The organism is Microbacterium sp. ProA8 (genome assembly GCF_039905635.1).
Taxonomy (GTDB): Bacteria; Actinomycetota; Actinomycetes; order Actinomycetales; family Microbacteriaceae; genus Microbacterium; species Microbacterium chionoecetis.
Map to the genome: position 1 here is coordinate 163,035 of NZ_CP157000.1, position 26,218 is coordinate 189,252.

24 protein-coding genes are annotated in these 26,218 nt (G+C 71.1%); 11 read left to right on the forward strand and 13 right to left on the reverse strand.

Features of this window, described 5'->3' with window-relative positions; translation table 11 throughout:
• Nucleotides 1-18: 18 nt before the first annotated feature.
• From ABG085_RS00785 to ABG085_RS00810, 6 genes are all read right to left on the reverse strand, one after another.
• Complete coding sequence (locus ABG085_RS00785) at nucleotides 19-1,137, reverse strand: ABC transporter substrate-binding protein (protein ID WP_347977552.1); 1,119 nt, start codon at nucleotides 1,135-1,137, stop codon at nucleotides 19-21.
• A 132-nt stretch (nucleotides 1,138-1,269) separates the two neighbouring features.
• A complete protein-coding gene (locus ABG085_RS00790) occupies nucleotides 1,270-4,164 on the reverse strand; it encodes a molybdopterin cofactor-binding domain-containing protein (RefSeq protein WP_347977553.1) in 2,895 nt (964 codons plus the stop codon).
• Complete coding sequence (locus ABG085_RS00795; RefSeq protein ID WP_347977554.1) at nucleotides 4,161-5,000, reverse strand: FAD binding domain-containing protein; 840 nt, start codon at nucleotides 4,998-5,000, stop codon at nucleotides 4,161-4,163. The genes ABG085_RS00790 and ABG085_RS00795 overlap by 4 nt, the downstream gene beginning before the upstream one ends.
• A gap of 176 nt (nucleotides 5,001-5,176) precedes the next feature.
• Nucleotides 5,177-5,809 carry a pyridoxamine 5'-phosphate oxidase family protein gene (locus ABG085_RS00800; protein ID WP_347977555.1) on the reverse strand — a complete coding sequence of 211 codons (633 nt, stop codon included), beginning with the start codon at nucleotides 5,807-5,809 and terminating at the stop codon, nucleotides 5,177-5,179.
• Between the two features lie 134 nt (nucleotides 5,810-5,943).
• Nucleotides 5,944-7,302 (reverse strand): 8-oxoguanine deaminase, encoded by a 1,359-nt coding sequence (locus ABG085_RS00805; protein WP_347977556.1) that lies wholly within the window; start codon nucleotides 7,300-7,302, stop codon nucleotides 5,944-5,946.
• Nucleotides 7,299-8,525 (reverse strand): XdhC family protein, encoded by a 1,227-nt coding sequence (locus ABG085_RS00810; RefSeq protein WP_347977557.1) that lies wholly within the window; start codon nucleotides 8,523-8,525, stop codon nucleotides 7,299-7,301. Before ABG085_RS00810 ends, ABG085_RS00805 begins: the two co-directional genes overlap by 4 nt.
• A 93-nt stretch (nucleotides 8,526-8,618) precedes the next feature.
• On the opposite strand from ABG085_RS00810, the gene ABG085_RS00815 reads away from it, so the two are divergent.
• Nucleotides 8,619-9,239, forward strand: a complete 621-nt coding sequence (locus ABG085_RS00815; protein WP_347977558.1) for an NTP transferase domain-containing protein — start codon at nucleotides 8,619-8,621, stop codon at nucleotides 9,237-9,239.
• Between the two features lie 301 nt (nucleotides 9,240-9,540).
• On the opposite strand, the gene ABG085_RS00820 is transcribed toward ABG085_RS00815, so the two are convergent.
• Nucleotides 9,541-10,473, reverse strand: a complete 933-nt coding sequence (locus ABG085_RS00820; RefSeq protein WP_347977559.1) for a 2-hydroxyacid dehydrogenase — start codon at nucleotides 10,471-10,473, stop codon at nucleotides 9,541-9,543.
• 105 nt (nucleotides 10,474-10,578) lie between these two features.
• Between ABG085_RS00820 and ABG085_RS00825 the strand changes: the two genes are divergently transcribed.
• The gene (locus ABG085_RS00825; RefSeq protein WP_347977560.1) at nucleotides 10,579-11,010 is read left to right on the forward strand and encodes a DUF1761 domain-containing protein; all 432 of its coding nucleotides are present in this window, start codon (nucleotides 10,579-10,581) and stop codon (nucleotides 11,008-11,010) included.
• A gap of 18 nt (nucleotides 11,011-11,028) precedes the next feature.
• Here the strand turns inward: ABG085_RS00825 and purQ are convergent, their stop codons facing one another.
• Both purQ and purS read right to left on the reverse strand, forming a co-directional pair.
• A complete protein-coding gene (gene purQ, locus ABG085_RS00830) occupies nucleotides 11,029-11,736 on the reverse strand; it encodes a phosphoribosylformylglycinamidine synthase subunit PurQ (RefSeq protein WP_347977561.1) in 708 nt (235 codons plus the stop codon).
• Nucleotides 11,733-11,981: a phosphoribosylformylglycinamidine synthase subunit PurS gene (purS, locus tag ABG085_RS00835; protein WP_347977562.1), complete on the reverse strand. Its 249-nt coding sequence runs from the start codon at nucleotides 11,979-11,981 to the stop codon at nucleotides 11,733-11,735. The genes purQ and purS overlap by 4 nt, the downstream gene beginning before the upstream one ends.
• Before the next feature lie 350 nt (nucleotides 11,982-12,331).
• Here purS and ABG085_RS00840 point away from each other — a divergent pair, with 350 nt between their 5' ends.
• The 5 genes from ABG085_RS00840 (at nucleotide 12,332) to ABG085_RS00860 (ending at nucleotide 18,213) form a co-directional block, all read left to right on the forward strand.
• The gene (locus tag ABG085_RS00840; protein ID WP_347977563.1) at nucleotides 12,332-13,576 is read left to right on the forward strand and encodes an ABC transporter substrate-binding protein; all 1,245 of its coding nucleotides are present in this window, start codon (nucleotides 12,332-12,334) and stop codon (nucleotides 13,574-13,576) included.
• A 90-nt stretch (nucleotides 13,577-13,666) separates the two neighbouring features.
• Nucleotides 13,667-14,701, forward strand: a complete 1,035-nt coding sequence (locus ABG085_RS00845) for a sugar ABC transporter permease (RefSeq protein ID WP_347977564.1) — start codon at nucleotides 13,667-13,669, stop codon at nucleotides 14,699-14,701.
• The gene (locus tag ABG085_RS00850) at nucleotides 14,698-15,612 is read left to right on the forward strand and encodes a carbohydrate ABC transporter permease (RefSeq protein WP_347977565.1); all 915 of its coding nucleotides are present in this window, start codon (nucleotides 14,698-14,700) and stop codon (nucleotides 15,610-15,612) included. Before ABG085_RS00845 ends, ABG085_RS00850 begins: the two co-directional genes overlap by 4 nt.
• A gap of 63 nt (nucleotides 15,613-15,675) precedes the next feature.
• Nucleotides 15,676-17,154 (forward strand): family 1 glycosylhydrolase, encoded by a 1,479-nt coding sequence (locus ABG085_RS00855; protein ID WP_347977566.1) that lies wholly within the window; start codon nucleotides 15,676-15,678, stop codon nucleotides 17,152-17,154.
• A gap of 45 nt (nucleotides 17,155-17,199) precedes the next feature.
• Nucleotides 17,200-18,213, forward strand: coding sequence for a LacI family DNA-binding transcriptional regulator (locus ABG085_RS00860; RefSeq protein WP_347977567.1), 1,014 nt, complete (start codon nucleotides 17,200-17,202; stop codon nucleotides 18,211-18,213).
• A gap of 177 nt (nucleotides 18,214-18,390) precedes the next feature.
• On the opposite strand, the gene ABG085_RS00865 is transcribed toward ABG085_RS00860, so the two are convergent.
• Entirely contained in the window at nucleotides 18,391-19,278 is an 888-nt protein-coding gene (locus tag ABG085_RS00865) for a VOC family protein (protein WP_347977568.1), read from the reverse strand.
• A gap of 170 nt (nucleotides 19,279-19,448) precedes the next feature.
• Nucleotides 19,449-20,795: a solute carrier family 23 protein gene (locus tag ABG085_RS00870; protein WP_347977569.1), complete on the reverse strand. Its 1,347-nt coding sequence runs from the start codon at nucleotides 20,793-20,795 to the stop codon at nucleotides 19,449-19,451.
• A gap of 220 nt (nucleotides 20,796-21,015) precedes the next feature.
• Here ABG085_RS00870 and ABG085_RS00875 point away from each other — a divergent pair, with 220 nt between their 5' ends.
• From ABG085_RS00875 to ABG085_RS00890, 4 genes are all read left to right on the forward strand, one after another.
• Complete coding sequence (locus ABG085_RS00875; RefSeq protein ID WP_347979251.1) at nucleotides 21,016-21,780, forward strand: ABC transporter ATP-binding protein; 765 nt, start codon at nucleotides 21,016-21,018, stop codon at nucleotides 21,778-21,780.
• A complete protein-coding gene (locus ABG085_RS00880; RefSeq protein WP_347977570.1) occupies nucleotides 21,762-23,339 on the forward strand; it encodes a hypothetical protein in 1,578 nt (525 codons plus the stop codon). The genes ABG085_RS00875 and ABG085_RS00880 overlap by 19 nt, the downstream gene beginning before the upstream one ends.
• Before the next feature lie 141 nt (nucleotides 23,340-23,480).
• Nucleotides 23,481-24,017, forward strand: coding sequence for a thioredoxin family protein (locus ABG085_RS00885; protein ID WP_347977571.1), 537 nt, complete (start codon nucleotides 23,481-23,483; stop codon nucleotides 24,015-24,017).
• Nucleotides 24,017-24,766, forward strand: coding sequence for a cytochrome c biogenesis protein CcdA (locus tag ABG085_RS00890; RefSeq protein ID WP_347977572.1), 750 nt, complete (start codon nucleotides 24,017-24,019; stop codon nucleotides 24,764-24,766). Before ABG085_RS00885 ends, ABG085_RS00890 begins: the two co-directional genes overlap by 1 nt.
• 54 nt (nucleotides 24,767-24,820) lie before the next feature.
• Here the strand turns inward: ABG085_RS00890 and ABG085_RS00895 are convergent, their stop codons facing one another.
• Both ABG085_RS00895 and ABG085_RS00900 read right to left on the reverse strand, forming a co-directional pair.
• Nucleotides 24,821-25,792, reverse strand: a complete 972-nt coding sequence (locus ABG085_RS00895) for a phosphoribosylaminoimidazolesuccinocarboxamide synthase (RefSeq protein WP_347977573.1) — start codon at nucleotides 25,790-25,792, stop codon at nucleotides 24,821-24,823.
• 39 nt (nucleotides 25,793-25,831) lie between these two features.
• Entirely contained in the window at nucleotides 25,832-26,194 is a 363-nt protein-coding gene (locus ABG085_RS00900) for a hypothetical protein (protein WP_347977574.1), read from the reverse strand.
• Nucleotides 26,195-26,218 lie beyond the last annotated feature (24 nt).

Genomic DNA, 26,218 nt, shown 5'->3' on the forward strand with positions numbered 1-26,218 from the left:
GCCGCCCGGTCTCGGGGACTACGGCAGGTAGTCCTTGAGCTCGGGGTTCTCCTCGTAGATCTCGTCGATGATCGTCGTGTCGAACAGGTCCTCGACCGAGACGTCCCAGCCCGCGGCGGCGAGCGACGCGACGGTCTGCTCCTTGAGCTCGTCCGAGATGGTGAAGAGGCCGTTCGCCTCGGTCTCCTCGGTCGAGATCAGCAGCTTCTCGGCCTCGAGCCCCTTGGCGGTCTTGACCGGGTCGAGGGCGCCGAAGACGGCCTCCAGGCCGTCCTCCGACTCGGACGCGGCCTCGTTGTAGTACGTCTCGATGAGCGCGACCGTGTCGTCGGTCGACTCGAGGAAGACGTCGGTCCAGCCCTTGATCTCGGCGATCAGGAACGCCTTGAGCAGGTCCTCGTTCTCGGCGAGGAACTGGTCGGTGACGCTGAACGCCTCGGCGACGTAGGGCACGCCGTTCTCGGCGTACGAGAGGTTGGTGACCTCGTAGCCGGCGAGCTCGACCGTGAGGGCCTCGTTCGTCAGGTACGCCATGAAGCCGTCGACCTCGCCGTTCATCAGCGGGGTGGGGTCGAAGTCCACCGGCACGACGGTGACGTCGGCCGGGTCGATGTCGTTGGCGTTCAGGAGGGCGGCGAACACCGAGGCGTTCGAGTCCTGGACGCCGATGGTCTTGCCGACGAGGTCCTCGGGGGTGGTGATGTTGCCGCCGTCGGCCAGCGAGAGGATCGTGAAGGGGTTCTTCTGGAAGGTCGTGCCGATGATCTTCAGCGGCGCCTCCTCCTCGGCGATCGCGGCGCCGATCGAGGCCGCGTCGCTGAGGGCGACCTGGACGCTGCCCGAGAGGAGCTTGGCGACGCCGGTGTCGGGTCCGGAGATGCCGATCACCTCGTCGAAGCCGGCCTCGTCGTAGTAGCCGTTCTCGTACGCGTAGAACTCTCCCGCGAACTCCTCGTTCTTGATCCAGGAGTACTGGACGCTGATCTCGCCGTACGACGCCTCCTCTTCGCCGCCGCCGCTCGCGCCGGGCGCGGAGCCCCCGGATGCGCAGCCGGCGAGGACGAGGGCAGAGGTGACGAATGCGGCCGCGGCCGCCGCGAAGCGGCCGGACCGCCTCAGGTTGCTGTGTCGTGCCATCGGGTGTGGCTCCCCTTCTGATGCGATGTGATCTGAGCGACGCTATGACCTCGACGTTTCGCCTCGTGCGCCCCGGTGTTTCCGGGGTGTGACGAGGTGCTCAGGGCGCGGAATCGGCACCGCGGGAGCCCCTCAAGGGCGGACGGACACCTCGACCGGGACGGATGCCTCGACAGGCACGGATGCCGCATCCGTCGCGCCGTCCTGCAGCAGGCGCCACACCCGCTCGCGGGTGAACGGCTGGTGGTACGGGCGCCGGCCGACGGCCCGCGCGATCGCGTTGCCCACGGCCGCCGCGACCGGGTTGTAGGGGGACTCGCTCATCGACTTCGCACCGAACGGGCCGACCGAGTCGTGCGTCTCGGCCAGCAGCACCTCGGTGGTCGGCACGTCGGCGAACTGCGGCACGCGGTACAGGCGGAACACCGGATTCGCGACCGCTCCCGCGTCGTCGATCAGCACCTCTTCGTACAGCGCGCTGCCGAGGCCCTGCGCGGCACCGCCCTCGATCTGCCCGCGGCACTGCGCCGGGTTCATCACGAACCCGGCGTCGGCGGACTGCACCGACTGCAGCACGCGGACGGTGCCGGTCTGCGGATCGACGGCCACGCGGACGGCGTGGACGTTGAACGAGAGGCTCCGCTCGTCGCCGTGCTCGCTGCCGGTGCCGACGATGCCCTCCGCCGTCCGTTGGGCGGCCGTCGCGGCGCGCACGAGCTCGGTGTACGAGACGAGGCGATCTCCCGCCTGCACGCCGCCGGGAGCGAGGCGCACGGCATCCGCCCCGGTGATCCGGCGTGCGGACTCGAGCATGCGCGTCTTCAGCTGCCGGCACGCGGCGGTCAGCGCCTTGCCGGCGCCGGTGACCCCGGACGAGGCGAACGCTCCGGTGTCGTGCAGGACGAGATCGGTGTCGGCGCCGCGCAGCACGATCCGCTCCGGTGCCGCCTCGAGCACGGTCGCCGCGATCTGACGCATCACGGTGCTCGTGCCGTTGCCGAACTCGGCGGTGCCGACCGCCAGGGCGATCGTGCCGTCGGTGCGGAGCGTCGCCGACGTGTGCGCGTGGTGGCCGCCGGGCGCCATCGCGGCGATGAACGACAGCGCCATGCCCTCGCCGACGAGCCAGCCGTCGGGCACTGCGACGCCGTTGCCGCGGCGCAGCGCGCCCTGGGCGAGGTCGAGGCACTGGTCGAGGCCATAGCTGCCCCACACCAGGTCTTCGTCGTGCTCGTCGTGCACGGTGAGGAGCGGGTCGCCCGCCCGCACCGCGTTGAGCCGGCGCAGGTCGAACGGATCCATGCCGAGCCGCTCGGCGAGCATGTCGAGCGCCGACTCCACTCCCAGGATCACCTGGCCGAGCCCGTAGCCGCGGAAAGCCCCCGACGGCACGTTGTTCGTGTAGACGACCTCCGCGTCGACGCGCTTGACCGGACAGCGGTAGACGTTGATCGATTCGGCGCAGCCGTGGAACATCACGCCGATGCCGTGGTTGCCGTAGGCGCCCGTGTCGCTCAGCACGTCGAGCCTGATGGCCGTGAGAACGCCCTCCGCCGTCGCGCCGAGCGTCACGCCGACACGGAAGGGATGCCGCACCGAGGTGCGGCGGAATTCGTCGGCGCGCGTGAACTCATAGGCCACCGGGCGGCCGGTGCGGAGCACCGCCAAGGCGACGAGGTCTTCGGCGAACATCTCCTGCTTGCCGCCGAAGCCCCCGCCCACCCGCGCCGCGTGCACGCGGATGCGCTCACGCGGCAGCTCGAACAGGCGCGCCAGCTCGTCGCGCACGAGGAACGGCACCTGCGTGCTCGAGCGGATGACGAGCCGCCCCTCCTCGTCGAGCCGGCCGACCGCGCCGTGCGTCTCGAGCTGCGCGTGGGAGACGCGGCTCGTCTGCCAGGTGCCGGTGACGGTGACCGCGCTCGCCGCGAGAGCGGCGTCGACATCGCCGCCGATGCCGTCCTGGAGCGTCGCGAGCACATTGCGGGAGGCCTTGGCCACGCGATCCTCGGCGGTCCGGCCGGGGTGCAGCACCGGTGCGCCGGGGCGGCGGGCCTCCTCGGGATCGAAGACCGCCTCGAGCACGTCGTACTCGACGGCGATCAGCCGGCAGGCCTCGTCGGCGGCCTCGGCCGTCTCAGCGACCACGGCGGCCACCCGCTGCCCGACGAAGCGCACGACGTCGTCGAGGATGCGGGTGTCGTCGGGGTCGTCCTCGCGGTGCTCGTGCCGCGCGGTGGAGAACCGCCGCGCCGTGACGTTCTGGTGCGTGAAGACCGCGACGACCCCGGGCACGGCGCGCGCCGCCGTCGCGTCGATCGAGACGATGCGGGCGTGCGCATGCGGCGAGCCCACGACGCGGAGCACGAGGGTGTCGGAGGCGTCGGTGTCGAAGGTGAAGGGCTCGAGCCCCTGCACGATGCGCCGGCCGGGCTCGGGCCGCACCGACTGCCCGACGTGCCCTTCGACAGGCTCAGGGACCGGGGGCGCATGCTCAGGGGCCGGGGCTACGGGCTCAGGGGCCGACGTGCCGGTCGCTGAGCCCGTCGATCCGGTCGCTGAGCCTGTCGAAGCGCGCCCGGTCTCGCGCACCGGGCCGAGCACCGCTGCGTGGATCGCGTCGCGGATCGGCCGGTACCCCGTGCACCGGCACAGGTTGCCCTTCATGCGCCGGTCGAGGTCGGGCAGGTCGTCGGCGCTCAGCGTCGAGGCGGTCACGGCCATGCCCGGGGTGCAGAACCCGCACTGGAACCCGAAGTGCTCGACGAGCGCCTCCTGCACCGGGTGCAGGTCGTCACCCGGCGCGAGCCCGGCCGCCGTGGTGACGGAGGCACCCTCGGCGCGCACCGCCGGGATGATGCAGGAGTGCACCGGCACGCCGTCGAGGATCACGCCGCACGCGCCGCAGTCCCCGGCGTCGCAGCCCTTCTTCACCTCGTGGTGGCCGCTCTCGCGCAGCAGGGTCCGCAGGCACTGCCCCGCGCGGGGTTCGGCCTCGAGCGGCTCCCCGTTGACCTCGAGCCTCATGCCGCCGCCTCCTCGGCGGCGAGCTCGCCGCGGATCCGCTCGGCCAGCACGACGCTCACGGCCCGCCGCCAGTCGGCGGCTCCCAGCGCGTCGCCGTAATACCCCGGAGCGCCTTCGATGACCTCGGCGAGGAGCGCCGCATCGGGCACCTGCGGGAATCGGAACACGACGGGTCGCTCTGTCGCCGCGGTCACGGTGACCACGCATTCGCCGTCGACGTCGACGCGCCCGGTCACGACAGCGCCCGATCGCCCGTGCTCGGCGAGGGCGATCTTGCGCAGCAGCACGCGCGACCGCAGCGCGTGCTCGGGCAGGTCCACGGCTCGCAGCACCTCCCCGCGACGCAGCGAGTTCTCGCCGTTGGCCGTGATGAGGTCCGCGACCGGCAGCGTGTACTTCCCGCCTCCGGCCGTCCACACCTCGGCGGTGCCGTCGAGGGCGACGGCGAGCGAGATCATGGCGCCGGCGGCGAACGAGCGGCATACGTTGCCGCCCACGGTGGCGGTGTTCCAGATCTTGAACGACGCGAGCAGCGCGTTCGCCGCGTCGGGAATGACCGATGCCGCGGCCCACGCCGCCGGCACGCGCGGCTCGACGCGGCCCTCCGCCCAGGCGACGAGGTGCGCGATCGTGCACGTCGCTCCGATCCGCAGGCCCTCACGGGTGAGCTCGAGGGCGGGCCAGCCCATGGTCGTCAGATCGACGAACCCCGTCGTGCCGGGCTGCGGCTCGCTCATGAGCCAGGTGCCTCCCGCGAGGAACGTCTCGCCCGCGGCGAGGCGCAGATCCTGCCGTGCGCACGCCGGGCGGTACGAGGTGACCGAGGTGATGTCCACGCGTGCGTCCTTCCACTGCGACTGCCGGGCGTCCGCCGGGTCGAGCCCGTGCGGGTCGAGCCGGTGTGGGCCGCTGGTCCGCCAGTCAAGCAACGCGCGGTTTCGACGGTGTTTCGCTCGATTGCGGGCGCGCGGCGATTCGCCGGTGACGGGCTGCCGAGGGCCGCGAAGACGCCTCAGTCGCCGGGTTCGCGGCCCGCATCGCCGGGGTGCGCGGCAGTGGGGCGGGGACCGTGGTGCGGGATCGGCTGCGGCGCCTCGCCGCGGGACGGGTGGGGTGGCTCAGGAAGGGCATCTGCGTGCACACGCCCCTCGAAGGCGATCAGCCGATCAGTGCGACCGGAGCGCTTCGGGAAGCGACGGCCCGTCACCGTGTTCGCGGTGATCTTGATCGCGAAGAACTTCGGAGTGGGGCTCCAGGACTCGAGCTCCCTCACGCCGCTGCGGCGGAGATCGTCCTCGCTCGTGACGCGGGCGGCGCTGCCGCGGACGACGACGCTCCAGCGGGAATCATCCGTCTCGCCATCGACCTCGAACGCGACCAGCGGATGCTGTGCGATGTGCAGGAGCTTCGCATCGCGGGCCGTGCGCACGAAGAGCGAGCCCTCGGAGGTGGTGAAGTTCACGGGGAAGACGTCGGGCGCGCCGTCGGCGTGGATCACCGCGAGCCGGCCCAGCCGAGCCTCCTCGAGCAGCGTCCAGCATTCCGCCGTCTGCAGGCGCTCCACCTGCGGGGTCACGGGTGCAGCGGCTCCGCCGTCGGCGGTTGCCGCGGACGCGTCGCGCCCCGTCGACCGGGATGCCTCCATCGCCGCCTCCTCTTCCTCCTCCTTCGGTCATACCCCCGACCGGCGTGATTGGGAAGGGCCCGCGGCGCGACGGAGGGCCGGGTGCGGCATCCGTCCCACTCCTTCCACGCCCCGTTGCGCGGGGCGACCGTTCGTCAGAGGCGCTCCGCAAGGGCGACGGATGCCGCGGCCACCTCCCGGGCGAGCCGCCCCTCGTCTACGGTGACCAGCGTCCCGTCCTCGACGACCGTCTTGCCGCCGACGTAGAGGCGCTTGAGCGGTGGCAGCGCGCCGAGGCCGAGCGCGGCCACCGGATCGAGGATGCCGGCGTGCTCGATGCCGTCGACCTGCCACACGGCGATGTCGGCGAGCTTGCCGGGCTCGAGCGACCCGATCTCCTGCTGCCTGCCCAGCACCCGGGCGCCGCCCATCGTGGCGATGCGCAGCCCGTCGCGCACGCTCATCGACTCCGAGCCGGTGCGGAGGCGATTCATCAGCACCGATTCGCGGATCTCGATGCCGAGCTGACCCGATTCGTTCGAGGCGGAGCCGTCCACGCCGAGCCCGACCGGGACGCCGGCGTCGAGCAGCGCCCGCACCGGCGCGATGCCGGCGGCGAGCCGCGCGTTCGACGACGGGCAGTGCGCGACCCCCGTACCGGTCGCGGCATAGCGCTCGATCGCGGGGGCGTCGAGGTGCACGCCGTGCGCCATCCACACGTCGTCGCCGAGCCACCCGAGCTCTTCCAGGTACTGCGTCGGGGTCCGGCCGAAGTGCTCGGCGCAGTACGCGTCCTCCTCGACCGTCTCGGACGCGTGGGTGTGCAGCCGCACGCCGAGCGACCGGGCCAGCATCGCGGCCTCCCGCAGCAGGTCGGCCGTCACCGAGAACGGCGAACAGGGGGCGATCGCGATCCGCACCATCGCGTCGAACGAGGGGTCGTGGTAGCGCTCGACCGCCGCCTGCGACGCCTGCAGGGCGGCATCCGTCGTCTCGACCGCGAAGTCCGGCGGAAGCCCGCCCTGCGACTGCCCGAGGTCCATCGACCCGCGCGTCGCGTGCAGGCGCACGCCGATGGTCGATGCCGACTCGACGAGGGCGCCCACGATGTCGCCCGACCCGCGGGGGAAGACGTAGTGGTGATCGCCGACCGTGGTGCAGCCCGACCGCGCGAGCACCGCCATGCCACCCGCAGCGCCCACGCCGGTGAGGCCCGCATCGATGCGCGCCCACAGCGGGTACAGCGCCGTGAGCCAGTCGAACAGGATCGAGTCCTGCGCGTAGCCGCGCGTCAGCCACTGGTACAGGTGATGGTGAGTGTTGATGAGGCCCGGCGTCACCAGGCATCCGCGCGCGTCGACGATGTCGGCGCCCTCGCGCCAGCGCCCGTCCGCACGTCCGTGGCCGACCGCCACGATGAGTCCGTCCTCGATGACCACGTGCCCGCCGGCGTGCTCGGTGCCGACGGCGTCGACGGTCACGACATGCGCGTTCTCGATGAGGGTGCGGGTCATGAGGCTCCTGCCGCGAGGGGGATGCCGCAGCCCGACGTCGCGCCGGCGGCAGGGGACTGCGGCGCAGGGGCCGTGGAGATCGGGGCGCCGGACGCTTCCTCGTCTGAGGGCGACGCGCCGGAGGAGGTCTGGGCGGAGTCCCGTGCGGCGGCAGCGGGTCTGCGATGGAGAGGCCCCGAGCGCGCGCTCAGCGGGACGCCGGACCCGCCGTGCCGCGTCGCGACGATCTCGGCGAGCACCGAGATCGCGGTCTCGTCGGGGCTGGCGCCGCCGAGGTCGAGGCCGAGCGGCGACCGCACCCGCGCGATGTCGGCCGCCGTGACACCGGCGTCGCGCAGCTGCGCCGTGCGGTGGGTCACGGTGCCGCGGGCGCCCATGGCGCCGACGAACCCGACCGGAAGCGCCAGCGCCGCGGCCAGCGCCGGAACGTCGAGCCGCTCGTCATGGCTCAGGACGCAGACGGCCGTGCGGGAGTCCACGACGGAGGCATCGAGCTCGGCGAGGTACTCGTGCGGGAGTCCGACGATCAGCTCGACGGCCGCGGGGAAGCGCTCGCACGTCACGAGCGTCTCCCACACGTCGCACACGGTCACCGCGAAGCCCGCGGCCGCCGCCACGCGGCAGAGGGCCGCGGCGTGCTCGCCGGCGCCGACGACGATGAGACGGGGTGCCGGGGCGTGCGACAGCACGAGGACATCGTGACCGTCGAGCGCACCGGGGAGCACGACGGTCGTGCGGTGGCGGAAGGCGTCGTCGAGCGCCTCGTCGGCCGCTTCTGGACGCCCCGCGAGCGCCGCACGGAGTGCGGCCTCGTTCAGCATCGTGCCCGCGGCCGGCCCACCGAGCACGAGGCCCACCGTCGCACCACGGCCCGAGGCCGCCGCCTCGAGCGCATCGATGACCGCCGGTTCGGCGCGCACCGCGTACGCCGCGACATCCACGCTTCCGCCGCAGGCGAGCCCTGCGGCATGGGCGGCGTCGTCCGAGAATCCGAGGCGTGCGGTGCGGGGCGCTCCGTCGACACGGGCGCCGTGCGCGAGCAGGATCGCGTCGCCCTCGACGCAGCCGCCCGAGATCGATCCGATCACGCGCCCATCCGCCGTCACCGCCATCGTCGCGCCGGCGCCGCGGGGCGCGCTCCGGTCCACCCGGGTCACCGTCACCGCCGCGACCACGCCGCCGGTCCGCAACAGCGGCAGCAGTTCACGGGCGCGTTCGAGCATGCCCACACGCTAGGCCCGCCGTGTTTCGTTCGCACTACGCTCAGGAAACGCCGCCGGCACCGCCGCGGCATCCCATTCCGAGGAGGCCGGTTCGTGCGCATCTGCGGCATCGTGCTCGCGGCCGGCGCGGGCGCCCGATACGGGTCGCCGAAGGGTCTCGCGCACACCCCGGACGGCGAGCCCTGGGTCGCTCGGGCCGTCCGCACGCTGCGGGAGGGCGGCTGCGACGAGGTGCTGGTCGTCGTCGGCGCGCGCGCGGACGAGGTCGCAGCACTCGTGCCGGACGACGCCGGGCTGGTCGAGGCCGCAGACTGGGCCGCCGGACTCTCAGCGTCGCTGCGGGCGGGACTGCGCGCGGCGCAGGGCGCGCGGCACGGCCCGGAGGACGGCGCGGAGGACGCGGCATCCGCTGATCCGGGGTCCACGGCTGCTGCGGCGTTCGACGCCGTCGTCGTCATGCCCGTCGACACCCCCGATGCGCCGGCATCCGTCGTTCGTCGAGTGATCGCGACGCTTCGTCGGGGAGCCCCCCTCGTTCAGGCCGTCTACGGCGGTGTGCCGGGGCATCCCGCGGCGATCGCCCACTCGCACTTCGCCGCGCTGGCGGCCGCGCTGGACGGAGACCGCGGTGCACGACCGTATCTCGTCACCCACGGCGTGTTCGAGGTCGAGTGCGGCGATGTCTGGTCGGGAGCCGACATCGACCACCGGTGACCCCGCGCCGGACGCTGAGCGAGGCCAGGGCACAGCTGCCACCGGTCGTTGAGCGAGGGAGCGCCAGCGACCGAGACGAAGCGTCTCGAGCCGACGTTCAGCGCCGGGTGCGGGCGTTTCGTCTCGCTCGTTCCTCGCTCGCTCAACGACCGGTACCTCGACCTCCGGTCGTTGAGCGAGGGAGCGCCAGCGACCGAGACGAAACGCCTTGAGCCGACGCCCTGCGCCGGGTGCGAGCGTTTCGTCTCGCTCGTTCCTCGCTCGCTCAACGACCGGGCGCCTCGCCCGCGTCGTCGGTGCGTCAGTCGCCCAGGACGACGTTGAGCGGCGGCTCGCCGGCGACGAGGCGCTCGATCTGGGTGCGCACGAGCTTCGCCACGCGCGGGCGCATCGCGCTCGAGGCTCCGCCGACGTGCGGGGTGATGAGGACCCCGGGAAGGCTCCACAGCGCGTGCCCTTCGGGCAGCGGTTCGGGATCGGTGACATCGAGCGCCGCGCGGATGCGGCCGCGGCCGACGTGATCGACCAGCGCCTCGGTGTCGATCAGCGACCCGCGTCCGACGTTGACGACCAGCGCGCCGTCGGGCAGCGCCGACAGGAACGCATCGTCGACCAGGTTCTTCGTCGCGTCGCCGCCGGGAAGCGTCAGCACGACGATCTCGGCGCGGGGGAGCAGGGCGGGCAGCTCGTCGATGCCGTGGACGGCCACGCCGTCCTCGTCGCGTGCCCGCGAGGCGACCGGAATCAGCTCCACCTCGAAGGGTGCGAGCCGTGCGGCGACCGCCTTGCCGACGCCCCCGTAGCCGAGCAGCAGCACTCGGCGGTCGGCGAGGCTCTGTGCGAAGACCGGCGCCCACCGGCCGCCGGCGGTGTCGACGGCGAACGCGTCGATGTGCCGCTGCGCCGCGATCGCGAGGCCTACCGCCAGCTCGGCGGTCGAGGTCTCGTGCACCGAGGCGGCGTTGGCGAAGGGGAGGCCCTCCGGCAGGATGTCGGCGACGCCGTCGTAGCCGATGGACTGGCCCTGGACGAGCCCGACCTCGACGTCCTCGAGGCGCTCGAGCACCCGCGCCATCGACATGTACGGCGGCACCACCATGTCGAACCGCGGGCGGGGGGCCGCGGCATCCATCGGCCACACCACCAATTCGACGCCCGCGGGGAGCTCCCCGAGATCGGCGGCGAGTTCTTCGGTGGGGACGCTGACGACAAGATTCCGGATGCCACTGCTCACGCCGTCCACGCTACCGGCGCGGTGCGGTGCGGGCGTCGCCGGGCGGCGCTACGCTCTCGGCCAGCGGACACCGTCGCCCGAGCGGCGCCGCACGAGGAGGCGGACGTGGTTCCCGAGATCAACTACTGGGCGGTGCTGATCGCGACGGCGTCGAGCATGGTCGTCGGCTCGATCTGGTACACGCCGAAGGTGTTCGGCACGCGATGGGCGAAACTCGCGAACGTCGACATGGACCGGCCGGGCGCCAGCGCCGTGGTGCCGATCGTCGTCACCCTGATCGTGAGCTTCATCACGGCGTGGGTGCTCGCCGGCGCGACGTCGATCGCCTGGCATTTCTACGGTGGCGGGTATCTGCTCGCTGCGGTGGGCACGGGTGTCATCCTGTGGGCGGGCTTCACGGCCGCGCGGTTCATCACCCACGATGCGTTCGAGGGCCGGCCGTCGTCGCTGACGGTGCTGAACATCGCCCACGAGCTGGTGACGATCGTCATCATGGCTCTCATCATCGGCGTGTGGCCGCCCGCCGGCACCGTGTGAGCAGGTCGCCGCTGGGGCTCAGGCGGCCTGGGCCACCACGGCGGCGATGGCCGAGGTGAAGAACGACCGGCCGTCGACGCCCGATCGCATGGCGTCCGCGGTGTCGGGGCCGAAGCCGGGCTCGACCGCGTGCTCGGGGTGCGGCATGAGGCCGACCACGTTGCCGCGTTCGTTGGAGATGCCGGCGATGTCGCGCAGCGAGCCGTTCGGGTTCACGCCCACGTACCGGAAGGTGACGAGGCCCTCGCCCTCGAGGCGGTCGAGCTCGTCCTCGGAGGCGATGTAGCCGCCGTCGGCGTTCTTCAGCGGGATCACGATCTCCTGGCCGGAGGCGAAATCGCTGGTCCACGCGGTGTCGTTGTTCTCCACGCGCAGGCGCTGGTCGCGGCGGATGAACTGCTGGTGCGCGTTGCGGATCAGGCCGCCGGGGAGCAGGTGCGCCTCGACGAGCATCTGGAAGCCGTTGCAGATGCCGAGGATCGGCATGCCCTGGGCTGCGGCATCCTTCACCTCCGACATGATCGGGGCGAGCGCGGCGATCGCTCCGGCGCGCAGGTAGTCGCCGTAGCTGAAGCCGCCGGGAAGCACGAGGCCGTCGACCCCGTCGAGGTCGTGCGAGCCGTGCCAGAGGGCGACGGGCTCACCGCCGGCGATCTCGATCGCGCGCTGCGCGTCGCGGTCGTCGAGCGAGCCGGGGAACGTGATGACGCCGATGCGGGCGGTCATTCGACGACCTCGATGCCGACGACGTCCTCGATCACCGCGTTCGACAGGATCTCGTCAGCAATGCGCTGGGCCTCGGCGAGGACCTCTTCGGTGACCTCGCCGTCGACGGTGAGCTCGAACCGCTTGCCGATGCGCACCGCGGTGAAGTCCGAGACGCCGAGCCGGGCGAATGCGCCCGAGACGGCCTTCCCCTGCGGGTCCAGGAGCTCGGCCTTGGGCATGACGTCGACGACGATGGTGGGCATGTCGATCCTCCTGGCGGCCGGAGGCCGCAGCTATCGGTCGTTGAGCGACGAGCGCAGCGAGGAGTCGAAACGCCGGATGTCGCGGGCAGGGGTCTCGTCCAGTCTACGGGCCCCGGCATCCGTCGTTCTCTCGCCCACGTGAGCGGTCCGTGACGCAACCGTGATCAAACCGTGGGAGCGCTCCCTTGACTTCATGGGAGCGCTCCCGTAGCGTGACGTCTCGACTGTTGGGAACGCTCCCACGGTCGCACCACACGGCACGGATCCGATCCGCGCCGATCCTGCAACACACACGACCCTGACAACACAAAGGAGTGACAGTGAACGCACGCGCCTTCCGCAGAAGCGCTGTGGCAATCGCCGCATTCTCGGCTTCCGCCATCGTCCTCGCCGGCTGCGCCGGCGGCACCGGCAACGAAGATGCCGGCGGCGAAGACGGCGAGATCACGCTGACCGTGGCCACCTTCAACGACTTCGGGTACACCGATGAACTCCTCCAGGAGTACATGGACGAGAACCCGAACGTCACCGTCGAGCACACCCGTGCCGCCGAGTCGGGCGACGCCCGCTCGAACTACTTCGCGAAGCTCGGCAAGGGCGGCCTCGCCGACATCGAGGCCGTCGAGATCGACTGGTTCGCCGAGGCCATGCAGTACTCCGACCTGCTCGCCGAGGCGCCGGACGACGTCAAGGGCCGCTGGCTGGACTGGAAGGAAGCCGCCGCGACGGACGCGGACGGCCGTCTGGTCGGCTTCGGCACCGACATCGGCCCCCAGGGCATCTGCTACCGCGCCGACCTCTTCGCCGAGGCCGGTCTCGCGAGCGACCCCGCGGGCGTCGCGGACCTGTTCAACGGTGACTGGGAGAACTTCCTCGACGTCGCCGACCAGTACAAGACCGCCACCGGCAAGCCGATGATCGACTCGGCGAACTCGGTGCTCCAGGGCATCGTCAACCAGATCGAGTACACCTACACCGAAGAGGACGGCACGGTCATCGCGACCGAGAACCCCGAGGTGCAGGACGCGTACAACCTGGTGGCTGAGCGCGCCGTCCCCAACTCGGCATACTCCGGCCAGTGGTCGGACGACTGGTTCGCGTCGATGGCCAACGGCGAGTTCGCCGCGATGCTGTGCCCGGGCTGGATGCTGGGCATCATCGAGGGCAACGCGCCCGACACCGCTGACTGGAACATCGCCGACGTGTTCCCGAACGGCGGCGGCAACTGGGGCGGGTCGTACCTGACCGTCCCGGCCGACGGCGAGAACGTCGAAGCCGCCCTCGAGCTCGCGGACTGGCTGACCGCTCCCGAGCAGCAGATGAAGGCGTTCGCCAACGCGGGCACCTTCCCGAGCCAGACCGAGGCTCTCGAGAGCCAGGAGCTCGCGGATGCCACCAACGCGTACTTCCAGGACGCGCCGGTGGGTGAGATCCTGACCACCCGTGCCGAGGCTGTGACGGTCGCGCCGTACAAGGACGCGAACTACTTCAAGTACCACGACGCGCTCCAGAACGCGGTCATCCGTGTCTTCGACGGTGTCGAGGACCAGGAGACCTCGTGGAACACGTGGGTCGCCGAGGTCGGGGCCTTCTAAGACCTCACCTCAACACCCTGACCGGGTGCGTGCGGACGAAACCGCCCGCACGCACCCGGTCGAACCGACCAGACCCCTACTGGAGCCATCGTGACTGCCACCGACGTGCGGCCCGACGCGCCTGAGGCGCCGCCGCAGCGGAAGGAGAAGCCCGTCCGGGTGCTCTCCTTCAGCCAGAACCTCAGCCGCTGGGACCTCAAGTTCTCGCCCTACCTGTACATCTCGCCGTTCTTCATCCTGTTCGCGATCGTCGGCCTCTTCCCGATCGCCTACACCGCCGTCATCTCGTTCATGGAGTGGGACCTCGTCCGCAACTCCGGCGAGTTCATCGGGTTCGGCCAGTACGTCTGGATCCTGGAGAACCCGCACTTCTGGACGGCGCTGCGCAACACGTTCAGCATCTTCCTGCTCTCGAGCGTGCCGCAGCTGCTGCTGGCGGTGTTCATCGCCGCCATGCTCGACAAGAACATCCGCGCCAAGACCTTCTGGCGCACCAGCGTGCTTCTGCCCTACGTGATGGCACCCGTCGCCGTCGCCCTGATCTTCAGCAACATGTTCGGCGACAACCACGGTCTGGTGAACAACATCCTCACCGACCTGGGGCTGCCGGCGGTGCCTTGGCACAAGGATCCCTTCTGGAGCCATGTCGCCATCGCCACCATGGTGAACTTCCGCTGGACCGGCTACAACGCGCTCATCCTCCTCGCGGCGATGCAGGCCGTTCCCCGTGAGTACTACGAGGCGGCCACCGTCGACGGTGCCGGCGCCTTCCGGCAGTTCTGGAGCATCACGCTGCCGTCGCTGCGTCCCACGCTCATCTTCGTCATCATCACGTCGACCATCGGCGGACTGCAGATCTTCGACGAGCCGAGCCAATTCGACAACACCGGCGAGGGCGGAGCCGCGCAGCAGTGGCTCACCATCTCGCTCTTCCTGTACAACATCGGCTGGCGGGACTGGAACTTCGGTCGGGCCGCGGCATTGGCCTGGATCCTGTTCCTCATCATCCTCGTGATCGGCCTCATCAATCTCTTGGTCACCCGCCGACTCGTCCGCGACGAGGGCGGCCGTGGCGTCACCATTCCCCGCAAGCGGGGCCTGAGCAGGAAGGGACAGGGCCGATGAGCACCACTCCTCCCCTCGCGATGGTCGAACAGCCGATCGCCACGGCCGGCCTGCGCCGCGGACGCGGTGATCGCAGCGTGAAGATCCGCGGGTATCGCGCCGGATTCTGGGTGTACGCGGGTCTGGCCCTCGTCCTCGTCTCGGCCGTGTTCCCGTACTACTGGTCGTTCCTGATCGGTTCGGGGGATGCCTCGACCATCAACGATCCGAACATGTCGTGGATCCCGGGCGGCAACTTCTTCGCCAACGCCGCTTCGGTGCTGAACGACCCCGCGGTGAACTTCTGGCCGGCCCTGTGGAACTCGATCTACAGCTCGACGCTGATCGCGATCTCCGTCGTCGTCACCTCGACGCTCGCCGGCTGGGCGTTCGCCAAGCTGCGCTTCCCCGGCAGCAAGGGGCTGCTCGTCTTCGTCGTGGCGACGATGGCGGTGCCGATGCAGCTGGGTGTCGTACCGCTCTACATCCTGTTCTCCGACCTCGGCTGGACCGGAAACGTGGGCGCGATCATCATCCCCTCGCTCACGAGCGCGTTCGGGGTGTTCTGGATGACGCAGTACCTCCAGCAGACGGTTCCCGATGAGCTCATCGAGGCCGCGCGCGTCGACGGGGCGACCATGTTCCGCACGTTCTGGACGGTGGCGGTCCCCGCGGCCCGACCCGCGGCGGCGATGCTGTTCCTGTTCACCTTCGTCACCGCCTGGAACAACTTCTTCTGGCCGTTCATCGTGCTCGACCGCCGTGACCCGACACTGCCCGTCGCCTTGTCGCTGCTGCAGTCCAACTACTTCGTGGACTACTCGGTGGTGCTCGCGGGCGTGCTGCTGGCGACGATTCCGCTTCTGCTGCTCTTCGCCGTCGCCGGCAAGCAGCTGGTCAGCGGCATCATGGCCGGCGCGGTCAAGGGCTAGCGTTCTGCCGTCGCCCACCTCCGACATCCTGAATCCACCGCATCCAGAGAGGATCTTCCCCTCATGACGACCGCGATCCCGCGCGCCTTCCCCCAGGACTTCCTGTTCGGGGCGGCGACCGCCGCCTACCAGATCGAGGGCGCGGCCCACGAGGACGGCCGCCGCGACTCCATCTGGGACGCCTTCGCCCGCGTTCCCGGCGCCGTCATCAACGCCGACAACGGCGATGTGGCGTGCGACCACTATCACCGCTACGGCGATGACGTGGCGCTGATGAAGGACCTCGGTCTGCAGACGTACCGCTTCTCCACGTCGTGGTCGCGCGTGCGGCCCGACGGCGGTGCGGTCAATCTCCAGGGTGTCGACTTCTACAAGCGGCTGACCGACGAGCTGCTGGATGCCGGCATCCTGCCGTGGCTGACGCTGTACCACTGGGATCTGCCGCAGGCGCTGCAGGAGAAGGGCGGCTGGGCCAACCGCGACACGGCCGACCTCTTCACCGAGTACGCCCTGACGATGCACGACGCGCTGGGCGACCGCGTGAACGTGTGGACGACGCTCAACGAGCCGTGGTGCTCGTCGTTCCTGAGCTACACCGCAGGCATGCACGCGCCCGGTCACTACAGCGTCGAAGAGGGTGTGCTCGCCGCTCACCACCTGCTGCTCGGCCACGGGCAGGCCGTGCGCGAGCTGCGGGCGCGCGACGCGTCGCTGAAGCTCGGCATCACGCTGAACCTCACCGTCGCCGATCCGGTCGACGAGAGCGACCCGGCCGACGTGGACGCCGCACGGCGCATCGACGGCCAGTTCAACCGGTGGTTCCTCGACCCGATCTTCCGCGGTCAGTACCCGGCCGACATCGTCGAGGACATCCGCAAGGTGGATGCCGCAGCCGTGGCCGCCTGGGAGTCCGCGGTGCGCCCGGGCGACCTGGAGGCGATCGCGACCCCCATCGACACGCTCGGGGTGAACTACTACCACGGCGAGTACGTGGGCGGTCACGAGCCGGTGAATCCGCCGATCGGCGGCGACGCGCCGACCGATCGCCCCGGCCACTCGCCGTACCCCTCGCACGAGGGCATCTTCTGGCACGAACGCGGCCTGCCTCGCACGCCGATGCAGTGGGAGGTGCAGCCCGACGGGCTCACCACGCTGCTGCACCGCGTGTGGGACGAGTACGCGGAGCCGGCCGGCACCGTGCTGTACGTCACCGAGAACGGCGCCGCGTACGACGACGAGCTCGTCGTCGAGGCGGGCGAGAAGCGCATCCACGATGCTGATCGCGTGGAGTTCCTGCGGGCACACCTCGGCGCGATCCTCGATGCCGCTGACGCCGGCGTCGATGTGCGGGGATACTTCTATTGGTCGCTCCTCGACAACTTCGAGTGGGCGTGGGGGTACGAGAAGCGGTTCGGCATCGTCCGCGTGGACTACGACACGCAGGAGCGGACGCCCAAGGACAGCGCGCTCGAATACCGCCGCATCATCGGCGCACGGGCCCTCGACCTGGAGTCCGCGCGCGCGGCGGCCACGGCGTCGTAGCGACCTGGCCCCACATCGGGGTCGTAGCATGCGGGAGGAGGACAGATGAGCACCGAGGCCATGCGATCGGCTGTCACGATCGAGGAGGTCGCCGCCGCGGCGGGGGTCTCGCGGTCGACCGTGTCGCGCGTCGTCAACGGTTCGACCGCCGTCAGCCCGGAGGCCCTGGAGTCGGTCAAGCGAGCGATCGCCGACCTCAACTACGTGCCCAACCGGGCCGCGCGGTCTCTGGCGAGCCAGAAGACGCACGCGGTCGCGCTCATCGTTCCCGAAGACACCACGAGGTTCTTCGGCGATCCCTTCTTCGCCGCCATCGTGTCGGGCATCAACTCCCGCCTGAGTCGCTCGGACTACGTCCTCAACCTCTTCATCGCGAGTGACGACCCGGGCGACAAGACCACGAGCTACGTCCGCAGCGGCGCGGTGGACGGCGCCGTCGTGGTCTCGCACCACACCAGCGACACGTTCATCGACCGCATCGCCAGCGTCGTGCCGGTCGTCTACGGCGGCCGGCCGGTGCGCGAGCGCGAGCGCGACTACTACGTCGACGTCGACAACGTGCGCGGCGCCTACGACGCCACGGTGTACCTCATCGAGAGCGGACGCCGGCGCATAGCGACGATCACGGGCCCTCGTGACATGCCCGCGGGCATCGACCGGCTCCAGGGCTACCGCGACGCGCTCGCAGCCTGGGAGCTCGACGAGATCGCCATCGAGGACGGCAACTTCACCGCCGACGGCGGCGCCGACGCGATGCGCCGGATCCTCGCCTCGGGCGCCAAGCCCGACGCGGTGTTCGTGGCGAGCGACCTCATGGCCCGCGGTGTGCTCACCGTGCTCGCCCGAGCGGGCCTCCGCGTTCCCGACGACATCGCGATCATGGGCTTCGACGACTCGCCGGTGGCGACCTCGGTCACGCCGCAGCTCACGACCGTGCGCCAGCCGTCGTTCCAGCAGGGAGAGCGCATGGCCTCGGTGCTGATCGACCTCCTCGCGGGGCGGCATCCGCGTCACGTCACGATTCTCGAGACGGAGCTCGTCGTCCGCGACTCGGTCTGAGCCCGCCGGCGCCCTCCGCTCCTTGTGGTCGGCAGTCGGTTGTCGGCAGTCGCCGTCTCGCCGAAACCGGGGGTCCGCGCCGAAACCGAGGGCGACGCCATCGGTCTCGCCGCGGATTCCTTGTCTCGCCGAAATCGAGGCCGCCCCCGCCCCCGCGCGCGCAGCCGCGGCGCGCGGTCAGCCGCGGCCGGGTGCGGTGGCGTGCAGCAGGTTGCGCCAGGGGTCGTCGAACGAGAGTGTGCGGCCGTCGTCGCGCACGTCGAACCCGTGGTGCCGCAGACGCTCGCCGAGCTCGCCGAGCGCGTCCGCGTCGGGCAGATCCAGGTCGACGCGGCCGAGGCCCAGGGCAGGCATCCGTGGTCCGGCGCCGCGCGAGTTCCAGACGTTCATCGCCATGTGGTGGTGGTAGCCGCCCGCACTCACGAAGAGCGCCTGGTCGCCCAGCCCTGCGGTCTCGTCGAACCCGAGAGCGCCGACGTAGAACGCCCGCGCCGTGGCGACGTCGCCGACCGACAGATGCACGTGACCGACGGATGCCGCGTCCTGCCCGGTCGCGCCGCTCGCGGCCCGCTCTGTCAGGTGCTCCCGCAGGAAGGCGTTGGGGTCGAGGTACAGCGTCGCCATCTCGACCTGGCCGTGGACCCACGACCAGTCGGTGCGGACGCGGTCCCAGTAGAGCTCGACGCCGTTGCCCTCGGGGTCGGTGAGGTAGAAGGCCTGGCTGACGAGGTGATCGGCCGAGCCGGTGAACGTCTGCGGGGCGTGCTGCGCGACGCTGTACAGCGCGGCGGCCAGGGCCTCCTGCGTCTCGAACAGGATCGCCGTGTGGAAGAGGCCCGCCGCTCCGGGCGTGGCGTGCCGCAGCGCCGGCTCGTGCCGCAGCACCACGACTGCGCGGCCGCCGCGGCCGAGCACGACCTCGTCGCCGTCGGCCGAGAACACCTGCAGCGTGATGACGTCGCGGTAGAACGCCGTCATGCCGTCCAGGTCGCCCACGAGGAGCGTGACGGCTCCCATCGATGTATCGGCGGCGAGGCGGTCGGATGCCGCGGCTACTTCATGCATACGAATACACAACGCCGCGGCATCCGATCGTCTTCCCTCCCCCTCCGTGACCGTGTCCCACTTTCACGCCGAACCGGGCGTCCGGGCGCGCGAAAGTGGGACACGAAGGGCAGGAATCGGGACATGCCGCCGGAGACGGGCGAGGGAGAGGCCCGCGGCGTGGGCGGGGCTCAGCGGGGCTCGACGTCCTGCGGGTCGCCGCCGAGCTGCCCGACCGCCGGGATCGGGCCGCCGTCGTCGGCGCCGGTCTTGCGCCAGCGGGCGATGGCGTTGCCGAGGTGGTAGATCAGGAGGGCCGCCGCCGCACCGATGACGATCGCGCCGAGCTGGAAGTCGCCCCACTGCATCGTGAACCCGGCGATCGCGATGACGAGCGCGACCGCGCCGGTGTACTGGTTCACCGGGCGCGAGAAGTCGACGCGGTTGTCGACCCAGATCTTGATGCCGATGATGCCGATGAGCCCGTACAGCGCGGTCGTCACGCCGCCCAGCACGCCGGCCGGGATCGAGTTGAACACCGCGCCGACCACCGGCGACAGCGACAGCAGGATCGCGAAGAGACCGGCGACCCAGTACGCCGCCGTCGAGTACACGCGGGTGGCGGCCATGACGCCGATGTTCTCGCCGTACGTCGTCGTGCCCGAGCCGCCGAACGTACCCGCGAGCACGGTCGCCGCGCCATCGGCGATGAGCGCGCGGCCGGTGTACTGGTTGACGGATGCCTCGGTCATGGTCGCGACGCCGCGCACGTGGCCGACGTTCTCGGCGATGAGCACCAGCACGACCGGCAGGAACATCGCGATGACGCTCCAGGTGCCCGGATCGCCGAAGGTGGGGAGGGCGAAGGTCGGAAGGCCGACCCACTGCCCGTTCGCGACAAGGTCGTTCACCGCCGTGAAGTCCACCTCGCCGCGCAGCAGCGCCACGACGTAGCCGACGATCACGCCCAGGAAGATCGAGATCCGGCCGAGGAAGCCGCGGAACAGCACACTGCACAGGATGACGGCGGCCAGCGTGATGGTCGCGGTGATCGGCGCCTGCTGGAAGTTCGTCCAGGCGACCGGCGCGAGGTTGAAGCCGATCAGCGCGACGATGGCGCCGGCGACGACCGGCGGCATGAGCTTCTCGATCCAGCCGAGGCCCGCGAACTGCACGATGAAGCCGACGGCCGCCAGCAGCACGCCGACGGCGACGATGCCGGCGAGCGCCGAGCCCATGCCCTGCGAGGCGGTGGCCGCCGTCACCGGGGCGATGAACGCGAACGACGAGCCGAGGTAACTGGGCAGGCGGTTCTTCGTGATGAGCAGGAACAGCAGGGTCCCGATGCCCGAGAAGAGCAGCGTCGTCGAGACCGGGAAGCCGGTGAGCACCGGCACCAGGAACGTGGCGCCGAACATCGCGATGACGTGCTGTGCGCCGATCGCGACGGTCGCGGGCCAGTTCAGGCGCTCGTCGGGCTTGACGACCTTGCCCGGTTCGACGGTCCGGCCGTTGCCGTGAAGGGTCCACAGAGGCATGCGCGCGCTCCTTGCGCTCGGGGGATGGTGCGAGCATCACCCTAGCGAGCAGCGGCGCCGGTGCGAGTTGCCCCGGTCATGCGGCATCCGAGAGGCTGGAGCCGCGCCCCCGGCGCCGATGCGTGCGCGACCGATGTGACGGAGAGATGTGACCGACCCAGCGATTCCCCCGACGCCCCCCTTCGCCGCGCCCGCGCCCGCAGTTGCGCCGAACACGTCGATGCAGGGCGTGCCGCCGGCGCTCGAGCTGCGTGGCCTGCACAAGCGGTTCGGGCAGAAGGTCGCGGTCGCCGATCTGAGCCTGCACGTGCCCGCCGGGTCGTTCTACGGGCTGGTCGGCCCCAACGGCGCCGGCAAGACGACGACGCTGTCGATGGCGACGGGTCTGCTCGCACCCGACGCCGGCCAGGCGCTCGTGCACGGCGTCGACGTCTGGCGCGATCCGGTCACGGCCAAAGCGATGCTCGGCAACCTCGCCGACGGCGTCAAGCTGTTCGACCGGCTCACCGGCGAGCAGCTCGTCACCTACAACGGCCTGCTGTTCGGCATCCCCCACGACGAGATCGCGCGTCGCACGGCCGATCTCCTCGCCCTGATGGACATGACGGATGCCGCGGGCACGATGGTCGTCGACTACTCGGCCGGCATGACCAAGAAGATCGCGCTCGCGTGCGCGCTCGTCCACGCACCGCGGCTGCTCGTGCTGGACGAGCCGTTCGAGTCGGTCGACCCGGTGTCGGCGGCCAACATCCAGGACATCCTGACCAGCTACGTCGCCGGCGGCGGCACCGTCATCGTGTCCAGCCACTCGATGGATCTCGTGCAGCGGATGTGCGACCACGTCGCGATCGTCGCGGCCGGCCGCCTGCTGGTCGCCGGGACCGTGGACGACGTGCGCGCGGGGCAGTCGCTGCAGGACCGCTTCGTCGAGCTCGTCGGGGGCCGCCGTCACACGGAAGGGCCGGAATGGTTGCGACGCTCCTGAGGCTGCGCTTCCGGGTGCTCGGCAACCAGCTCGCGCGCAGCCCCTGGCAGCTGGTCGGCTTCATCTTCGGGGCGATCTACGGGCTGGGCCTCCTGGCCGCCATCGCCGTAGGGCTGGTGCTGCTCGGCTTCGGCGACCTGCGGCTGGCGAGCAGTGTCATCGTCGGCGTCGGGTCGGTGGTGACGCTGGGCTGGGCGCTCGTTCCCCTGGTGGCGTTCGGCGTCGACACGACGCTGGATCCCACCCGGCTCGTGGTCTTCCCGATGTCGCTGCCCCGCATGATGGTCGCGCTGACGCTCGCGGGCGTCTGCGGCATCCCCGGAATCATCACGTCCGCCGCGGCGATCGCGACGATCGCGACGTGGGCGCACTGGCCGGCGGCCATCGCCGCGTGGGCGGTGAGCACCCCCGTCGCCGTGCTGACCGCCGTCGTGGCCTCGCGCGCCGTCGCGTCAGTCGCCTCGGGGCTTGGCAGCGGGCGGCGCTTCCGGGAGGTGTCGGGGACCGTCATCTTTATCCCCCTGATCCTCGCCGGGCCGATCATCGCCGGCGTCGCGACAGGGTTCGCAGTGAACGTCGACACCCTCGCGGAAGCGATCCCGGTGCTGGGCTGGACGCCGCTCGGTGCCGCGTGGGCGGTTCCCGCGGCCGCCGCGGCGGGCGATCTGCCCGAGGCGGGTGCGAAGCTCCTCATCGCCCTCGTCACGCTCGCGGTGCTCTGGCTGCTGTGGCGCGCGTCGCTCGGCCGTTCCCTGGTGCGCCCGTCGCACACCTCCGCCGCGCCGGTGCGCGCGGGTTCCATCGGATGGTTCGGCCGTGTGCCGACCGGCGCGGCGGGTGCGATCTTCGCGAGGGCGGTCACCTATTGGATGCGCGACCCGCGGTACCTCCGCCAGCTGATCGGCGCGCCGCTGGTGCCCGTGCTGCTGTGGTTCTACGCGCGCGACGGCGACCCGCTGGTGGCCCTGACGTTCGCGGGTCCGATCATCGCGATGGTGATCGGCATCGTCATCTACGCCGACATCTCGTACGACGGCACCGCGTTCGGCACCGAGCTCATCACCGGCGCCTCCGGACGCGCCGATCGGATCGGCCGCAGCCTCGCCGCGGCAGCTGTGGCCCTGCCCCTGGTGCTGCTCGCCGTGATCGTGCCGTTCGCCCTGTCGGGTCAGTGGGAGCAGTTCCCCGGGATCCTCGGCATGTCGGTCGGCATCCTGCTCACCTGCTACGGCGTGTGCGCGGTGACGTCGGCACAGCTGGTGGTGCCTGTCGCGGCATCCGGCGACAACCCGTTCAAGCGGGTGCCCGGCACCACGTTCCTGCAGGGCATGGCGTTCTTCGGCATCTGGCTCGTGGCGCTCGTGCTGTCGGCGCCGGTCGTGATCGTCGGCCTGATCGGCTACTTCACGCAGAACGCGACGCTCAGCTGGATCGCGTGCGCGGTCGGGTTCGTGGTCGGCATCGCGGTCCTCATCGGCGGCATCCTGCTCGGCGGCCGCATGCTGGACACCACCGCGCCGGTGCTGCTCGCGCGGCTCAAGGCGATGAAGAACGCCTGACCCCGGATGCCTCGGCGAGGCGGCGTCACTGCCTCCGGCTTGCCGAGCCGAGGTCACAGGTGATTCTGCCTCCGCGGTTCGTATGAGAACCGTAATGATTGCGATGGCTCCGCGCGCTGCGGCACGGATCAGGATGGTGTCATGAAGCGGGCAACGGTGATCGGGACAGCGGTGGGCGCCGTTGTGGTGGTGGGCGTCGCCGCGGCGATCGCCTTCTCGGCGAGCGGGGACGCCGGGCTCGCCGGCTCCGGGGGCTCCTCGCCGACCGCCTCCGCGACGGCAGAGCCCAGCGCTTCTCCGTCAGCGGACCGCCAGAGTCCGGAGCCGACCGCCGAGCCGCAGGCGAGCGAGACCGCCCCGGCGCCGGGCGCCTACGTCGACTACAGCGAGGAGGCACTCGCCGCAGCGAGCGGCACGAGGGTCTTGTTCTTCCATGCGCCCTGGTGTCCGCAGTGTCGCGCGCTGGAGTCCGACATCCTCGCTGCCGGGGTGCCGGCAGGCGTCACGGTGGTCAAAGTGGACTACGACTCACACCAGGATCTGCGTCAGCAGTACGGCGTCAGGATCCAGACGACGGTGGTGGCCCTGGATGGCGAGGGCAACGGCACCGCCACCTTCGTCGCGTACGACGAGCCGACTCTGGCAGCGGCACTGTCGGGGCTCGGACTCAGCGGCTGATGCTCGCGCTGACGGTCGTCTCGTTCGCGGCCGGAGTGCTGACGGTTCTCGCCCCGTGCGTGCTCCCGCTGCTTCCGGTGATCGTCGGAGGCACCGCTGTGCGGACGGCTTCGACAGCCCAGGCCGCCGAGCGCGAGTGGTACCGCCCGCTCGTGATCACGGCATCCCTCGCGGTATCGGTCGTGGTGTTCACCCTGCTTCTGAAGGCGACCACCGCACTCCTGGGGGTTCCCACCTGGGTCTGGCAGGCGGCGTCGGGCGTCATCGTCGCCGCCTTCGGGCTCACGATGGTGTTCCCCGGTCTCTGGGAGCGGCTCACGGTGGCGGCCGGCTGGCAGGCGGGCGGCGGGCGGCTGCTCGATCGGGGCTACCGCCGGGGCGGGCTGAGCGGCGACATCGCCCTGGGCGCGGCTCTCGGTCCGGCTTTCAGCAGCTGCAGCCCCACGTACGCCCTGATCGTCGCCGCGGTGCTTCCGGCGAGCTTCGCCGCCGGCGTCCTGTACGTCTCGGCCTACGCCGTCGGCCTCGCCCTCGCACTGCTCGGGATCGCTCTGGCCGGCACAGCGCTCGTTCGCCGGCTGGGCTGGCTCGCCGATCCCCGTGGCGTGTTCCGTCGCGTGATCGGCGGCCTGCTGGTGCTGGTGGGGGTGGCCGTCGCACTCGGCTGGGATCGTGTGGTGCAGGCGTGGGTGCTCGAACAGGGGTGGTACGGCCCGATCGAGAACATCGAGCAGATGCTGCTGGGGTGAGCGGGCCTGTCTCGCGGCGCGGCGGACCCACCCGCGCATTCGCGGCGGCGCGGCTCAGGCGGAAGTGAGGCGCTCGAGCAGCTCGCGATAGCGGGCGGTCGTGCGCGCCACGATGTCGGCCGGAAGCGCCGGGGGCTCGCCCTCGCGCGGAGCGGGCCAGTTCGCGGCGAGCCAGTCGCGCACGATCTGCTTGTCGAAGCTCGCCATGCGCTCCTCGGGAGTCGTGCCCGACGCCCAGGCTTCGGCATCCCAGTACCGTGACGAATCGCTCGTGAGCACCTCGTCGGCGAGCGTCATCACGCCGTTCTCGTCGAGCCCGAACTCGAACTTGGTGTCGGCGAGGATCACCCCGTGCGCCTCGGCCGTCGCCGCCGCGCGGGTGTAGATCTCGAGCGACAGCTCGCGCAGCTCCGCCGCACGTTCTGCGCCGACGAGCTCGATGGTGCGCTCGTACGAGATGTTCTCGTCGTGCTCGCCCATCGGCGCCTTGAAGGCGGGCGTGTAGATCGGCTCGGGCAGCCGGTCGCCGTTCGCCAGTCCATCGGGCAGCTCGATGCCGCACACGGTGCCGCTCTCGCGATACTCCGCCCAGCCCGAGCCGGTGAGGTAGCCGCGCACGACGCACTCGATCGGCTGCATGTCGAGACTCTTCACGACCATCGCACGGCCGATGACGGCATCCGGAATCAGGCTCTGCAGATCGTCGGCGGTGTTCGCCTCGCCGTCGGCACCGCGCGTGAGCGTGTGCGACGCGGCGAGATGGTTCGGGATGCTGCGGCCGCCGTCCGCGCCCGCGAGCTGGTCGAACCACCACAGGCTGAGGGTGGTGAGCAGCTCGCCCTTGCCCGCGATCCCCGGGGAGAGCACGTGGTCGAACGCGCTGACGCGGTCGCTCGCCACGACGAGCATGCGCGCGGGGCGGGCGCCCTCCGGCGTGTCCGCCGGGACGTAGAGGTCGCGCACCTTGCCGGAGTAGGCGTGGCGCCAGCCGGAGAGCTCGGTCGTGGGGGTGGGGGTAGCCGTCACCCGTCCCATTATCCCGGCCGAGGCCGCATCGCCTCAGCCTCAGGGAGTGATCTCGTCGAGGTAGGCGAACGCGTCTGCCGTCAGGGGTGCCCAGCGGTCGGCGCGGTCGGGCCCGATCACGACCCACTCGCGCATCGTGCGGCCGCGCATCTGCATGCGCTCGCCGTCGCCGGCGGCCTCGATCGCGTCGGCCCGCGGCTCCGGCACCTTCACGACGAGGGCGCCCTTGTAGCCGACGAACGCGAACACCTTGCCGCGCACGCGCAGACCCTCGCTGCCGAACATCGGGCCGATGTCGACCTCGGGGCGCTCGAGGTACTCCGCGGCGATCGGGTCGAAGATCGCGTGCGCGCGCTCCGCCGCGTCCGCAGATGCCGCATCGCCGTCGAGCTCACCCGTCATGGGCACAGGGTACGAGTCCCACCC